The sequence below is a fragment of the Burkholderia savannae genome (assembly GCF_001524445.2).
In the GTDB taxonomy this organism is placed as follows: Bacteria; Pseudomonadota; Gammaproteobacteria; order Burkholderiales; family Burkholderiaceae; genus Burkholderia; species Burkholderia savannae.
The window spans coordinates 2,407,498-2,421,231 of record NZ_CP013417.1; the positions used below are offsets into that span (position 1 = coordinate 2,407,498).

Annotated in this window: 22 protein-coding genes and 1 tRNA gene; 1 reads left to right on the plus strand and 22 read right to left on the minus strand. The window is 61.5% G+C overall.

From position 1 onward, the window contains the following. Positions 1-4: 4 nt before the first annotated feature. The 22 genes from WS78_RS11680 to WS78_RS11770 form a co-directional block, all read right to left on the minus strand. Positions 5-2,443, minus strand: a complete 2,439-nt coding sequence (locus tag WS78_RS11680) for a DNA polymerase (protein WP_226377130.1) — start codon at positions 2,441-2,443, stop codon at positions 5-7. Then, complete coding sequence (locus WS78_RS11685) at positions 2,440-2,676, minus strand: hypothetical protein (RefSeq protein WP_059580502.1); 237 nt, start codon at positions 2,674-2,676, stop codon at positions 2,440-2,442. Before WS78_RS11685 ends, WS78_RS11680 begins: the two co-directional genes overlap by 4 nt. A gap of 1 nt (position 2,677) precedes the next feature. Then, entirely contained in the window at positions 2,678-3,892 is a 1,215-nt protein-coding gene (locus WS78_RS11690; RefSeq protein WP_059580599.1) for a DnaB-like helicase C-terminal domain-containing protein, read from the minus strand. Positions 3,893-3,924: 32 nt separating this feature from the next. Next, complete coding sequence (locus tag WS78_RS11695) at positions 3,925-4,731, minus strand: toprim domain-containing protein (protein WP_082717634.1); 807 nt, start codon at positions 4,729-4,731, stop codon at positions 3,925-3,927. Continuing rightward, positions 4,731-4,976 (minus strand): hypothetical protein, encoded by a 246-nt coding sequence (locus tag WS78_RS11700; protein ID WP_059580498.1) that lies wholly within the window; start codon positions 4,974-4,976, stop codon positions 4,731-4,733. Before WS78_RS11700 ends, WS78_RS11695 begins: the two co-directional genes overlap by 1 nt. Continuing rightward, positions 4,973-5,425: a hypothetical protein gene (locus WS78_RS11705; protein WP_059608760.1), complete on the minus strand. Its 453-nt coding sequence runs from the start codon at positions 5,423-5,425 to the stop codon at positions 4,973-4,975. Before WS78_RS11705 ends, WS78_RS11700 begins: the two co-directional genes overlap by 4 nt. After that, entirely contained in the window at positions 5,425-5,697 is a 273-nt protein-coding gene (locus WS78_RS11710; protein ID WP_226377131.1) for a hypothetical protein, read from the minus strand. Before WS78_RS11710 ends, WS78_RS11705 begins: the two co-directional genes overlap by 1 nt. A gap of 88 nt (positions 5,698-5,785) precedes the next feature. Then, positions 5,786-5,995, minus strand: coding sequence for a hypothetical protein (locus tag WS78_RS11715; RefSeq protein WP_059580487.1), 210 nt, complete (start codon positions 5,993-5,995; stop codon positions 5,786-5,788). Continuing rightward, positions 5,992-6,210, minus strand: coding sequence for a hypothetical protein (locus tag WS78_RS11720; protein WP_059580484.1), 219 nt, complete (start codon positions 6,208-6,210; stop codon positions 5,992-5,994). The genes WS78_RS11715 and WS78_RS11720 overlap by 4 nt, the downstream gene beginning before the upstream one ends. Continuing rightward, complete coding sequence (locus WS78_RS11725) at positions 6,207-6,440, minus strand: hypothetical protein (RefSeq protein ID WP_059580481.1); 234 nt, start codon at positions 6,438-6,440, stop codon at positions 6,207-6,209. Before WS78_RS11725 ends, WS78_RS11720 begins: the two co-directional genes overlap by 4 nt. Continuing rightward, positions 6,440-6,580: a hypothetical protein gene (locus tag WS78_RS37045; protein ID WP_197419424.1), complete on the minus strand. Its 141-nt coding sequence runs from the start codon at positions 6,578-6,580 to the stop codon at positions 6,440-6,442. The genes WS78_RS11725 and WS78_RS37045 overlap by 1 nt, the downstream gene beginning before the upstream one ends. Next, positions 6,565-6,891, minus strand: a complete 327-nt coding sequence (locus WS78_RS11730) for a hypothetical protein (RefSeq protein WP_059580473.1) — start codon at positions 6,889-6,891, stop codon at positions 6,565-6,567. The genes WS78_RS37045 and WS78_RS11730 overlap by 16 nt, the downstream gene beginning before the upstream one ends. After that, a complete protein-coding gene (locus WS78_RS11735; protein WP_059580470.1) occupies positions 6,888-7,097 on the minus strand; it encodes a hypothetical protein in 210 nt (69 codons plus the stop codon). Before WS78_RS11735 ends, WS78_RS11730 begins: the two co-directional genes overlap by 4 nt. Next, positions 7,094-7,279 carry a hypothetical protein gene (locus tag WS78_RS11740; RefSeq protein WP_059580469.1) on the minus strand — a complete coding sequence of 62 codons (186 nt, stop codon included), beginning with the start codon at positions 7,277-7,279 and terminating at the stop codon, positions 7,094-7,096. Before WS78_RS11740 ends, WS78_RS11735 begins: the two co-directional genes overlap by 4 nt. Then, entirely contained in the window at positions 7,276-7,623 is a 348-nt protein-coding gene (locus tag WS78_RS11745; protein ID WP_059580466.1) for a hypothetical protein, read from the minus strand. Before WS78_RS11745 ends, WS78_RS11740 begins: the two co-directional genes overlap by 4 nt. A gap of 73 nt (positions 7,624-7,696) precedes the next feature. Then, complete coding sequence (locus WS78_RS11750; RefSeq protein ID WP_226377132.1) at positions 7,697-8,197, minus strand: hypothetical protein; 501 nt, start codon at positions 8,195-8,197, stop codon at positions 7,697-7,699. Between the two features lie 110 nt (positions 8,198-8,307). Continuing rightward, positions 8,308-8,484, minus strand: coding sequence for a hypothetical protein (locus WS78_RS35800; protein ID WP_156437467.1), 177 nt, complete (start codon positions 8,482-8,484; stop codon positions 8,308-8,310). 147 nt (positions 8,485-8,631) lie between these two features. Further along, positions 8,632-8,850 carry a hypothetical protein gene (locus WS78_RS11755; RefSeq protein WP_059580464.1) on the minus strand — a complete coding sequence of 73 codons (219 nt, stop codon included), beginning with the start codon at positions 8,848-8,850 and terminating at the stop codon, positions 8,632-8,634. 11 nt (positions 8,851-8,861) lie between these two features. Then, positions 8,862-9,086 (minus strand): DUF7249 family protein, encoded by a 225-nt coding sequence (locus WS78_RS38510; protein ID WP_442854962.1) that lies wholly within the window; start codon positions 9,084-9,086, stop codon positions 8,862-8,864. 139 nt (positions 9,087-9,225) lie between these two features. Continuing rightward, on the minus strand, positions 9,226-9,465 hold the full coding sequence (locus WS78_RS11760) for a VOC family protein (RefSeq protein WP_144411944.1): 240 nt from the start codon (positions 9,463-9,465) through the stop codon (positions 9,226-9,228). Positions 9,466-11,080: 1,615 nt separating this feature from the next. Beyond that, a tRNA-Arg gene (locus WS78_RS11765) sits at positions 11,081-11,157 on the minus strand. A gap of 165 nt (positions 11,158-11,322) precedes the next feature. Further along, the gene (locus WS78_RS11770; protein WP_038749841.1) at positions 11,323-12,153 is read right to left on the minus strand and encodes an undecaprenyl-diphosphate phosphatase; all 831 of its coding nucleotides are present in this window, start codon (positions 12,151-12,153) and stop codon (positions 11,323-11,325) included. Between the two features lie 542 nt (positions 12,154-12,695). Between WS78_RS11770 and WS78_RS11775 the strand changes: the two genes are divergently transcribed. Further along, the gene (locus WS78_RS11775) at positions 12,696-13,604 is read left to right on the plus strand and encodes an aldose epimerase family protein (protein WP_059580459.1); all 909 of its coding nucleotides are present in this window, start codon (positions 12,696-12,698) and stop codon (positions 13,602-13,604) included. Positions 13,605-13,734: the final 130 nt, after the last annotated feature.

Consider the following 13,734-nt stretch of genomic DNA (forward strand, 5'->3'; position numbering starts at 1 on the left):
CCTATCAGTGAGTAAAGGTCGGCTCGTAGCCGTTCATGAATTGCTTGCGAAGCCACGGTCGCGCCTTGGCAACTATCGCCTCGAACTCGGGATCGTCGATCTTGTTCTCGGTCCCCATGTTTGGCCCCCATACCGTGTCTGTCGGGACAGGCAGCGGGATCGACCATTGCAGGAACCACGAGAAGAAGTTGGATGCCTCGGACATGCATGCATGGAGCAGGGCTGCTGCCTTCACGGCAACGTCCTTGTGGGCGTCGGCGTACTCGGCGTCATGCACCTGATTGACGAGCAGGGCCAGCATCTTGAAGTTCTCGTACGTGTAGAACGCACGCACCGTCAGCCACATACCGGCCTTCGCGATCTCTCCGCCCTCACCCTGCACTTCGTAATTCTTGATCTCGGTCGGCATGAAGTTGCGGAGGATGCCGCGCTTCACGAGGAAGTCCGGGGCGAGAGTCTCCTTGTACGTGTAGAGCTTGCCACCCGGTGTCCGGCTATGCCCGACGCCGAGCTGCACGTCCGCACCGTTCGCTGGATGCTTCAGCCAGATACCAGCGGGCTCGCGGCTCGCCTTGATCTCCTCGGTCTTCTTCTCGAAGTACGCGGGGACTTCGTGATAGCGCTCGTCCTCGGCCTGCGCCAACGCCTCGACTTCCTCCAGCGGCATACCCGTGGACTCCGCGATGGTCTTGTTGCCTGCACCATACGCCCGCTGGAACGAGAACACCTTCGCGCCGGTTCGCTTGTAGTCCCACTCGGGATCGGCGATGACCTTGCACAGCTCGTACACTTCCTCGTACGTCTTGCCTTCCTTCGCAGCGAGACGCACGCAGTGCATGTCCTTGCCCGACTTCAAGTCCTCGATCAGCTTCTCGGCCTTCGTCAGAATCGCTTGGACGTACACTTCCAGCGAGCTGAAGTCGGACTGGATGATGACGCCATCCTCGCCCCATCGCGACTCGAACACTTCCTTCACGCGGGACTTCTGCCCCTTGCTCAAGTTCTGGAGGTTCGGATTGCTCGACGACAGCCGCCCCGTCACCGTGTTGGTGTGGTTCAGCATGTGATGCACGATGCTGTCAAGCTGCACAAGCGTCAGCATACCGACGTGCGCCTTCTTCTTCTCGTCGTAGCGGATGAAGTACGTGCCTAGGTCTTTCGTCAGTGCCTGCACACGGGCCATCGCGTCGAGGAACGGGATGCCTCGATTTCCGAGAGCTTCGATCACGTCGCCTGCGGTGCTGTACACGCCCGGCTCGCTGCTCTCCCACTTCTTGTCGCCCTTGGTGTATCCCTCGAACGTGTAGAAGTGGTCTTCGATGCGAGTCTTCGGGCCGCGCTCCTTGTCGGGCACCGTTACCTGCTTCGTCTTCGGCTCGCCCTTGTTCTTGCCGCCCGCGTACGTGGCAACCACGAGGCCATGCTTCTCCACGTCTTCGAAGCTCGCCGTCGTGCCGTCCTCCAGAACGTAGTGCGTCTCCTTCTTCTGGTAATACTGGAGGTTCCCTTCGTCATCCAGCACCGGAGCCGGGGCTTTGTACTTGACCTTGCCGCCGAAGATCAGCGCGGACTTGTGGAAGCGACTATTCCAGTTGAACTCGAACGGCAGGTCCGCCGGGATGTAGCTGTTCACCTCGACCAGCTTCGCGGCCAGCTCGTCCTCGACCTCCTTCGCCAGCTCCTTCGCAAGCGTCTGGTTCACGAACATGCCGTTCAGCTCACACTCGATGGTGTAGATGAGCGCGCCCATGTTCATGAAGATCGAACGGAGCTGGCCTCGCTTGTTCGCGATGAGGTACTGGCTGCGGAAGATCAGCTCGGTGTTTCCGATGTCGCCGTGCTCCCACTCGCCGTTTGTCTCGAACCCGACGAGGTAGTCCATCAGCTTGTCGCGGGGAATGTCGATGGTATCGACGCCCTGCTCCCACATCAGTTTCACCTCATCCAGCTTGGCGTTACCGCCGTGCTCGATTGCTGTGGTGCCGAGGTCGAGCATATGCGCTTCCTGCGCCTGCCCCTTCAGCAGATACTCGCCGAGCTGCGTGTCCCATACGAGGCCACCTTCGGCGACCCACTTCATCCACGCCTTGCGGTTGGCCTCGCGGTTGCTGTTTGGATTGCCGAGCGCGTACAGCACGTCGAACTTGATGTTGTGCCCAGCGAGAATCTTCGTGCCTGCGAGCAGCTTGATGAACCAGTCATCGCCCTGCATTCGCTTGCACGCCGCGATGCGCGCCTCCCGGTCGGCATCGACACCGGCCGCATCCGGGTAGTAAGCCGCGAATACGCCCGCGTCTCGCTTCTCCATTTTCGAGCCGACCAGTTTGAACGCTCGATGCGCGTTCGCTACGATGTAGTTGTCGGGGCTGAATGCGTTAGCGACCCGCTTGTACTCCTCCTTCGTGGAGGTTTCCAAGTCCCATACCTTGACCAGATTGGTCATTCCTCTAGGTGCCCCTTCAACGTGAGATACAGCGCATGGGCTGCGGTCGGGTCCAGCATCACGAGGTCTTCAATGTCTTCTCGGATGGCGACCTCAAGCGGCGTACCGTCGTGAGGTTGCTGCGAAATACAGAACCATCCTTCTTCATCCCGCTCGATAAGCGTCTCGTACGAGCTGGCGCAACCGCCTGCACCCTTTGCCGTGAGTCGGTTAAGCTCTTTCCATTCAGCCATATCAGTCCTCGAACCTCGCTATCGATCCCTTGAACGAGACTTCGCGGCGCGGGTCTTGAGGTGCTCCGTCGCGGCGCTTCTTGTTCTTCGGTATGCTTATGAATCGGGTGTTCTGCAAGTCCACGTTGTTGCTGCGGCCGAGCATGATGACGGCATCCGCCGCACCCGCCTTACCTGTCTTGCTGTTCGCCAGCATGGAGAGCTTCGGGAACACCTCGCCGTCCGCCTCGCCGTTGAGCTGCGACGTTGCGATAGCTACGTGTTCGTACTTCACGGCGAGCACACGCGCCCGCTGATACAGCCATTCGAGAAGCTGGTCGGTACGCGTCCCGCCGTTTGTTGCCGTGCCGATGTCCGCCTGCACGTTGTCCAACATGTCGTACACGACTACTGCCGGATCAAGCTCCTTGATGATTTCCTCAAGGCGCGACATGGTGTAGTCGTGTACGTCGAACACGATGATGCGGTCGGTGCCGCCAATGGCCTTCAGGTATCCTTGATAGACGGTTCCCGCGCGGGACTTCTCCACAAGTTCCGCGTTGTCTACGCCCAGCGCTGCGTTGAACAGGCGATGACGCAGCCTCTTGCCCGGTCCCTCGTTGTTCAACACGATGATCGGGCGGTCACGTCCGGGCCACACCACGTCAACCTGCGGGGCCATGTACGTAAGCTCGCTCGCAAAGAACGTGGACTTCCCGCTGTCCACGCGGGCCGCAACGACGATGAAGTCGCCAGCTTGCGCGGGCGTCATGCTTTCGTTCAGACAGTTCAACCGCCAGTGAAGGCCGGTGTCGTTCGCCGTCTCCTCAAGCATGTCCTCGATGCGGGCCTTAACCTTCGGGAACTTCTTCTCCCTTGCGATCCACGTCTCATGCTGCTCAGCGAGGGACCGCAGCGCGGCGGTAAGGTCCACCTCGCCGTCGTTGAATCCTTCGAGCGCGGTCTGTAGCTTCGTTGCCGTGGCGAGCGATACCAAGCGCTCGCGGATACCGTCCTCAGTTCCGGGCGGCGGCGGGTTCACTGAATCGAGAATGGCGGCACGGAAGACCGTCATGTTCTCGGGTTGTAGTTTCGGATGGAGTAATGCGAAGTAGGACAGGAACGCTGACGGGTCGATGCCCTGCGTCTCAGGATTGGCACGGAAGAACTTCCCGTAATCTTTGAGAATCGTTCGTGTCGCCAGCTCCAGAGAGTCCAGCGGCACGAAGTTAATCAAGCGTTCGTACTGTTCCCGCGTTCGCAGTAGCCTCAAAAGGCTGCTGTCAATAGCGATTGAATCTCTCCTTTGCTTAGTAGCTTTGGATCACGGAGGGTTACGATCTGACGATGATTCAGTCCGACAAGGGACAGTCTCTTGACGATGCCGCGCGCTGCCTCGCGGCCCGCGCTATCCGGGTCCAGCCATACCGTGACCGGACGCTGCTGCTGGATGAGTCGGGCAAGTACCTTGTCGTTCAGCGCCGTGCCGAGGATCGCCATGCCCTGCGCGTCGCCGGATTCGCCGACACGAAACGCAGAGAGGATGTCCTCGACCAGCACTGGATCGCCCTGCCCGTACGCCGCAACGATGTGCCGCTTGTCGATGGCCGCACCGATGTACTTCGGCTCCCGCCCGTCAACCGAGCGAGCCTGCCAGTACACGATGCGCCCAGCGTCAACTACAGGCAGCACCACGCGGTTCGTACGGGCATGGTGGTACGCACCTAGCTTGCCGACTTCCGAGCGCCCTACGGACGCTTTGAGGAGCCAGAGGCGAGCCTCGATAGGCCAGGTATCGATGTCGAAGTTCGCAGGCTGAGGCGGGGATGCGGTCGTTGCCGCTTCCTCATCAGCCGCCTGCTCCTCTCGCATGCGCTTGACCCGCTCAGCGAAGCTCTCCACTGGCTTCCACTCAATCACCGTCTCGTGACAGCGGAAGCACCAGCCTGACCACTTCTCACGGTCGTTGCTGATGAGCAGCGTGGGTCCGGAGCTGGACCCGGAACAGCCGTGGAATGCTCGGCCTTTCTGCCCGAGCTTGAGGCGTTGCGCGGCACGCAGCCACGCTTCCGCCATCAGTGCTTCGGCTTACGCCGCTCCTTCGCGAGCTGGATGATCTGCTGGGCGTTGAGGTTCAGCCACGTGTCGTCGTACTGCGCCCGGAAGTTCTTGCCGGACTGCTTACGCTCGGGCTGCTCACCGTCGTGCTGCTCGCGCCATCGCGCCGCTGCCGCCCGCCCCAGCTCGAAACCCGTAAGCTTCATAGCCGACGCCGGGAAGTGAGCACGCATGTACGACTCGACCGTTACCTTTGTCGTCATGCGTCCTCCAGCTTGTAGGTCATGGCCGGGACACGCTTCACTCGGCGAACCTGCTGGATGCGCTTCAGCACCGTGACCTGCGTGATGCTGAACTCGCCAGCAGCGTAGTTGCCTGCGTTATCGCGGATGAAATCCTCGGCGAGCTGCTGAGTCGGCCGCCGCGAAATGACGCGGCCGCTCATCGGCCGAGCCGTGCCCGTGGCCCCCGTACGGTGCCAGCGAATCTCGAACTCCGTGCTGATCTGCTGCTCAGCAGGCTCGGCCTTCGCCAGCTCGAAGCTGCTTGCAAAATAGCCGCCGTCACGTTCGCCATTGTCGCGAGTCACGTAGACGTACGCCTTATCGTCTTTCGTGACCTCGTACACGCGCCCCTCCGTGATGTGCAACCCTTCCTCGCCCCACGATTTGAGGCAGCGAACCTTGTCGCCCTTCTTGAACGGATTCGTCATTACAGGGCACCTCCGAGGCTCGCCGCTTCCTGAGCAGCAGCGGCGCGGACGTTGTTGGCATGGAGGATGGCACGATCAGCGTCGCGCTCGGCGTCGCGGGCGACGGCCTCGGCCTTCTTCACGTAGTCGCGGGTCATCTCCTCGACCTTGAGTGCGATGCGCTTCTCGGCTTCGGCGGTAGCGACCGTCAGGCGCAGCGATGCGACGTGAGCACGAACAGCAAGGCCGTGCAGCTTGCGGGTGGTTGCGGTAATGATTGCGGACAGCTTCATAAGAGTCATGCTCCTTGAAATCGGATTGATGGAATATTGGATGGCCGCGCACCTGACATAAGCACGCGGCGGTCAGGCAGTTTGATGCTTACGCCTTGCTCTCGATGAGCACCATGTGGGACGACTCGCGACGAGTCTGCCCCGGGCGTCCGGCCCAATCCTTGCGGCCCGTGACGTTGATGAGCGCGGTCTTCGGCGACAGCTTGGTGACGTTGCCCGTGAGGAGGTCCCTGTATCCCGTCTGTGCGAAGGCTACAGTGTCGCCCACCTTCACCTCGCGACCGAGGAAATCCTTCACGCGGCCTCCAGTGCTGCGACACGCAGCTCAGCGTCGCCATAGTCCACGTCACGCGCGGCTTCGGCACTCTGGAGCTTGAGCTGCCGCTCGATCACGGCCAGCGCCCATGCCTGAGCATTGCGGTAGCCGCGAGTACGGGCCTTGCGGTCGGCGCGTCGCTGGCTGTATCTCGTGCGGATACCGCCCACGGTCGAGAGGGTACGGACTACGATCATGCTGCGCTCCGGGAGTCGAAGAACGCTTTCACGTTGGCCGCTGCCTCGCGCTGCTTGTTCTCGAACAGCTCCTTGGCCTTCGTCTCGGCCTCCTTGTACGTGTTGAAGGTGCGGGTCCAACCGCCAGTCGAGGCGTCGAGCACGGCCCAGCCGTCGCCCTTGCCTTGCACGCTGAACGGTTGGTGCGGGTTGCCCTGCTCGGGAGCGTTCGTCTGGTATTTCTGGCGCATCACTGCTCCTTGTAGATTCTGGATCGAAGGTGGGCCGAGTTCTCGTCCGTAACTCGATCCCAATAGCCGATGTCATAGCCCCACAGCCAGCCGATAACGACGAGGCCGATGGCTGCGGCAACAATCAACACGGGTTCCATACCACGCCCCAGCCATCCGGGTGGCTTTCGCCGCGAGCGAGGCACGCCGCGACTTCATGCGCCGCAAGGGACGTGTAGAAGGTCGAGCCGCTCGCCCGGCGAGCGTAGATTTGGCCGGTCACGCAACAGATCACGTAGAAGCGCGTGCTCTCACTCGTCCGTTCGGTGTCGCCGAGGTGGAGGACTTGACACCCGACGACGGCGAACGGATACGAGCCGCCGATGGAGTGCCCTTGCAAGCCGCCAGTCGAGGCGTCGAGCACGGCCCAGCCGCTGTTCGGCAGATGGCCGGTGTACTTGGCTTCGGTCATGCGAACAGTGCCTCCAGTCCGCGCTTCGCCTCGCGCTGTTTGCGGCGAACGTTCGTGATGTGCCCCTTGGAACGCGAGCGATCGCGCTGGATCGGCTCATGGGAAAGGTGAGCACGCGGCACGATAGTCGGATCGATAGCCAGCGCAGCGCGCTTGCTCAGTGGGACGAGCGAGCCGGTCGGCGAAACGTCGTAGAAGCGCTTCATGCGATCCTCCCGACGAGTGCCTGAGCGAAGGCCAGCCCCATTGCGCTACCGAGCACGCGCTCGGCAACGTACTTGTCCGACGACGGCACGGTGATGCGCTTGCCGGTCGGCTTGGTGATCGTGTGAGTCTTGAGATTGTGCGCGATGCGCGCCTTGAGATTGGGCTGACGAGTCATGCTCATGCTGCCTCCGAGTGACGAGGGAAAAGGAAGAACTTCGAATCAAATGCACCCACTTCGCAGCGTTGGGGGCCGACGAGCTGGCCGGTGATCTTGCCGGTCCAGTCGATCTCGGCCTTGGCTATGCAGTCTTGCGCCAGCTCGGCAGCGAGCGCATGGGTGGCGGCAGTCGGTGCCCTGCCGGTGTACTTGACTGCGGCACAGAGGGTCTGTTCGGTGGCTGACTGTTGAATGTCTGCCGTAACGATGAGGAAACCGAATCGATTAAGCGTCGCGACGGTATGCAGGATGGTGTTGTCCGGCCTTCCGTCATTGCGGGCAAGGCCGATGTTCAGATGGAATTGCATTGCAGGCTCCCGGCAGGCGTCATGCGCCCTTCGATGAGAAATGGATGGCCGACTAGCGCGGCCGAGGAGAGGCTTACGCCTTGGACTTTGCGTCTTCGGACTTGACGAGATCGCCGACAGCGAGCAGCGCCTTGGTCAGCTCAGGATTGTTCGTCTTCGCGCCAGCACGCTTGATCTTGCTGAGCAGCGAGCGCACAGCGCCATTCACGTCGAACAGCTCGTCCGGGTCGCGCTCTTTCTTGCCGAGCGAGTGCCACGGATTCAGAGCCGCTTCTTCGAGATCGGCCACGCCTTCCCGGTCGAACACGAACGGCGTGTCGAGCTTGGTCTTCGGGTCAGTGTTCGCCTTGACCTTGCCGTACAGCAGGAACCACTCGGCGAGAGCGGACGAGCGGGAACCCTTCAATTCACGGACGGCGGCGAACAGCTTGTTCACGTAGAACGTGTTGCCGTGCTCGGCGACTGCGTTGATGGCCGACAGGCCGACTTGCTGGATGTCATTCTGGAGTTTCACGCCGCGAGTGGTGATGGACTTGATTGCCTTGTCCATTGCGGCATTCGAGAGGTACGTCATATTGGCTCCTATCGGGCGTCATGCGCCGTCCAGTGAATTGAAGGGTCGAAGATACAACCGGGCGAATCAGCCCGACACAAGCCCGCTGTGCGAGCCTGTAGCTGGATGATTCAGTTCGCGTCTTCGTCGCGCTTGGGTTGCTTATCCGCCTCAGCTTCATCCTGCCCGTGATGGAACAGGCACGAAGCGCCGCCAGTAAGCATGGCGGCACCCACCGAGCCGCACACCGGAGTATGCGAGCAGGCCGATAGCAAGACCGCCGTAGAGAGGATGCAGAGGTGTTTCATTTCGTCAGCCAGTTCCCGAGAGTGGGAAGGCCGACGAGCCAGAAGTAGAGCCATCCGAGAAGGATGGCCCAACAGATGAGCTGCTTCATGCGGGTTCCCGTGATGAAAGGAGCCCGCGATTCTACCTTACAGCCAGAAAGCTATCGATCAGCCTCCGATGATGCACTTCAGTTGACAAGCATCCAGCCATCCGCATCCGCTTTCGGTACGGGCGATTTCTTTATTGCCAACCTCTATGGTCATGGCCTCGTCGTAAATGCCGTGCGTGTCACTGTATGGGCTGCACGACCACGCAATGGACGCGCCATACTCAGCGAGCAGAGCGTGGAGCTTCGTCAGGAACTCGACGTTCTTATCACGCGACATGTCCCGCCTCCTTACATGCCAACCATTGCGGCGCGGATGCTGCTAACGCCGTACGGTGCCCCGTCCGGCGTGTGCGTGATTCCACATTCCGTCAAGGTCATGAGCAGATACTCTGCCGCTACGCGCTTGTTGCGGGAGCCGCGAACACAACGACGTGCTTCGTTGTACAGCCACCCATCGTTGTTAATCCACAGACTCACATTCCAGTGATGCCAGTTCTTGTGCCCGTTGTACATGGCGACTCCAGATAAGGACTACTGAGCATAAGAGGCCAAAGAAAAGCCACCTCAAAGGTGGCCGCTCGTCGGACTAGTCACTCAACTGTTCACCCGCCTCGCGGCGGTCCTAGCGATCCTCTCGGAGTCGCCGATACACTTACTTCACGAGTAAGGTATCGAGAACGGCCTGATCGACAGGGCGCACGTTCTCGGCATCTTGCTCGTACAGCCACTCCTTGACGACGAATGCGGTCGCCTTCGTCATTTCGGACGAAGACTTGATCCAGCCCATGTCGGGGTGGTAAGCCGCAACGGCGTCTTCGTAGCTGAACAGGACACGAACGCCACCCGGAAGCAAAAGCTCGCGGGCGTTGTTGGTGATCTTCCGTAGTTTCATGATGGCCTCAGTGGTCAATACCCGCATTCTACGGTATGCAGGCGTCAAAAATTGCCTCAGCGCCCGCTCAGTGGCCGACGCTCAGGCAATGTCAGACAAAGATTCATTAAGCGGCCGAGCCGTCATCACGTCACGTACCGCACGCCGTGAGTGCCCTTCACATGCGCTACCCGAGCTAGAGAGTCGGTTCGCCACGCTACGAGGTGCAATCAGGAGCCTGTAGTCCCTAGCTAGACTGCCGCTAGGCCGCTTAATGAATCCCTGTCAAAGCCTAGAATCAGCAGCCAATACAACTAGGCCGGTGTCTAGGTCATTCTCTAGGAATCTGATGGTTCGCCGCCGCTTCTCTGCCGACAGTTAAGTCGGCCGTAGCTGGACGCGGGCCATCAAGCACATTGTTAATGAGCGCTTCGCATCAGGAAGGCATTCAGAACCATCCGCTCGTAGTGCTATGACGCACACACTCGCATCCGGAACCTGCAACCAGCCATCCACCGAGCCAGCTACGCTCCGTAGCCCACTCGTCCTGCCTTACTGCTCGCTGATTCGTCGCTTTCGCTTCGTTTCAGCATGGTTCGCATCTTACAGACTGCATCACCGTTTGTCAACTGCCCTTTATGTCTCCGAATTTCTCCGGCTGCTGCCTGCATCGCCTCATTGTCTACTTGCTGCCGGTAGGGCTAGGCGTTCGTCTGTTCAGCGCTGCGTTCAGCATGGATCGAACTTTACCTATCATTTAGCCAAATGTCAACTGCCTTTTATTGTCTCCATCGCATATCAGCGCTGGGCGGGTTCTCTAGGTCACTGCCCGAGTGTCTCAGCCTGTAGCGTGCGCTGGGAGGCTATTCTATGGTGGATACTGTATGGATGTACAGTATCTTGCATGGTATCCGTCGCCTACCTGTAAGCTCTGTCAGGCTGTTTGTTCGGCATTTGTCATGCGCTCGCTTCACAAGGCTTTCCCGTGCCTATTCCTAGGCTCAGGGCAGACAGCTTTCTGTCCGGGCTGCTCGGCAGGCTGGGCAGAGTCCGGCTGCTGCTCGCTCGGCGGGCTGCTGCTGGGCTGCTGGCAATAGATGCGGCGCATGTCTTTAGAGGGGAATGAAATCAAAAGAGGACAGATGCCCGCCCACACGCGCAGCGCCGCGAGCCTAAGCGCCAGCGTCCAGCTTGTGCTGAACTATCCGCACCTGATACGCTCAGGACGCGATCACAGCCCCCCGCTGCGCCCTTCCCGGCCCTTCCGGCTAACCGTGGAATGCATGACCGTCTCCAAACTGTCTCAAGGGCTGTCGTTATCCTTTCAGCATGTGCTTTGTCAACTGCCCGGCCGAGGCAGTCCGCAGCGCTGCAATGGAGCTATCGCTCGCCCGCGCACGCGTCCTTCTGAACGCGCACACGCGCAGGCCCGCACGGGGGAGCGCAGGCGCGAGCGGGCGGCGTGACTGCCCGCAGATAAGCAAAGCAAATTTGGGTCGGGAGGTGGCAGATGGCGAGCAGTCGGAGCTAGAATCCGGTCACACTCCAGTCACAGTGAATTGTGATTGGCCCCTGCAACCCGTCGGATGTGGGCGAACGTGTGCAGAGCGTAAGTGCTTGAATAAGCGAAGAATTCTGGCCCGCCCTACACGATTCGAACGTGTGACCTACGGCTTAGAAGGCCGTTGCTCTATCCGACTGAGCTAAGGGCGGTCGCGGAGGAGGAAGATGGCGGCAAGCGCCGCGCATTTGACGCTGCGGGAGGCTGCCGGACGCCGCCGGCAACTGCAAAAAAATCCCGCAACGATCCCGGCAAAAACCGAGCCGGCAATTATACCCGATCGCTTCGTGGAAGCGATCGAAAACGCCAATCGCGCATCAAACCGGCTGCGTGTGGAACATGAACCAGCCGAGGCAGAGCAGGCCCGCGAGCACGCAGTACAAGCCGAACGACGCGAGCCGCCCGCGCCCTTCGAAGTAGCGCATCAGGAAACGCACGCTCAGATACGCGGCAATCGCGGTCAGCACGCCGCCCAGCAGCGCGTCGGCGAGTTGATCGGGCGCATGAAAGAGCTTCGGCAGTTCGAGCAGCCCCGCCGCGAAGATGATCGGCGTGCCGAGCAGGAACGAGAATTCCGCCGCCTTCTCCGCCGTGAGCCCCGCCGCGTTGCCGGCGATCATCGTCAGGCCGCTGCGCGAGAAGCCCGGGATCAGCGCGCCGACCTGCGCGAGACCGACGAAAAACGCCTGCTTGAACGTCAGCTTTTCGGGCGGTTGATGCGCGCGCGCGCGCTGGATGCGATCGCCGAGCCACAGCAGGATGCCGTTGACGATCAGCGCGATCGCGACGATGCGCAAGTCGTGGAACACCCGCTCGATGCGTTTTTCGAGCAGCAGCCCGACGAGCCCCGCCGGAATGGTGCCGATGATGAGCGCCCACATCAAATGGCCCTCGTCGTTCTTGCGCCCGTTCAGCGACGCGAAGAAGCCGGCGATCAGCGCGATCCAGCGCTCGCGGAAGTACCACAGCAGCGCGAACGCGGTGCCGAGGTGCAGCGCGACGAGGAACGGCAGCAATTGCGGCGCATGCTTGTCGATGTGCATGCCGAAAAGCGCGGGGACGAGGAGCGTATGCCCCAGACTGCTGACGGGAAAGAGTTCGGTGACGCCCTGCAGGACGCTCAGAAATACCAGAAACCAGAGGCTCACGCGTCGGTCCTTTTGTCGGAGAGGGTTAAGCGAGGAGAACAGACGGAAACGGCGTCGTGCGGATCGCCGCGCCGCCCGAAAAACCGCGCCCCGATTATGCCGAGCGAGCGTGACCGCGCCAAGGCGTTTGGCGCGAATCGGGCATCTGGCTAACAGCCAGATACATCTTTAATTCAATTGAAAGCTTGAGCGAAAGCGAGTTGCCGCGCGTCGCGACAATGCTTCCCGGACGACAGGCGGCGAATCAGCGGCCGACCTTGTAGAAGAACAGCACGGTGCTGCCGGTGAACATGCCGAACAGCGTAAGGGCCATCGCAGTTGCCAGATCCATGTTCGCTCCTTGTTAGATACAGATCCGGCGCTAAAAAAATGACCGGTCCGCGTCATTGTCCTTACAGCTTGCCATTTTTGACATTCTCGGTTTCCCGCATGCGCGCTTTCCCGTAGCCGCCGTCATCTGCCGCACCGACGCGCCGCCCCGGCCCGCGGCGATTCCGCTATCCTTGGCGGCCCTACCCCAGAGAACGCCGACGGCTGCCATCATGCCTTCTTTTCAGAACCAGGACATCCTCGAACTCACCGCCGGCGCGTCGCTCGCGCGCGTCGCGCCCCAAGCGGGCGGTCGGCTGCTGTCATGGAGTATCGGCGACGCGAGCATCGTCTTCTGGCCGCAAGCCGCAGACTGGTCCAATCCGGCGAAGATCCGCGGCGGCAATCCGCTGTTGTTCCCGTTTCTCGGCCGTCACCGGGTCGACGGACGAATCGGCTTCTGGCGCGACGGCGCGGGCGTCGTCCGTGAACTGCCGATGCACGGCTTCGCGCGCGATCTGCCGTTCGACGCGCAAACGGACGCCGACGGCCAAGGCGTCACGCTGACGCTCGAAAGCAGCGATCGCACGCGCGCCGGCTTCCCGTTCGAATTCCGCTTCGCCGCACGCTACCGGCTCGTCGACGAGCGCACGCTCGACGTCGAGCTGACCACGACCAATCTCGGCGACGCACCGCTGCCGCACTATGCCGGCCATCATTTCTATTTCGCGCTGCCGCACGCCGAGCGCGTGTCGACCGTGCTCGAGCTGCCGCCGACGCAACGCCGCCGCCAACTGGACGACGGCTCGATCGGCGCGCCCGAGGCGGGCCTGCCCCGCTACACGCTCGACGACGCGAGCATTCTCGATCGCTTCCACTGCCTGGGCGGCGTCCCCGCCGAGCCGGTGCGCGTGCTGATGGCCGGCCGCGGGCATGCGGTCGAGATCGACCTGAACCGCCCGGGCTCGGCGCCGTGGTATGCGGTGACGACGTGGACCGAGGCGCCCGGATCGGATTTCTACTGCGTCGAGCCGTGGCTCGGGCTGCCGGACGCGATTCACAACGGCCTCGGCCTGCGCCACGTCGCACCGGGCGCGACCGAAACCGCTGCGCTGCGCATTCGCGTGACGCCGCTCGCGTAACGGTTTCGGTCGCGCACACCCCGCCATACCCCGCCCGACATCGCGCGGCAGCCTGCTCCAAGCGGCTGCCGCGCCGGCCCGCTCGGGCCCCCGCTCGGGCCTTCCGAGCACCCGCTTTCGCCGCCCTGCC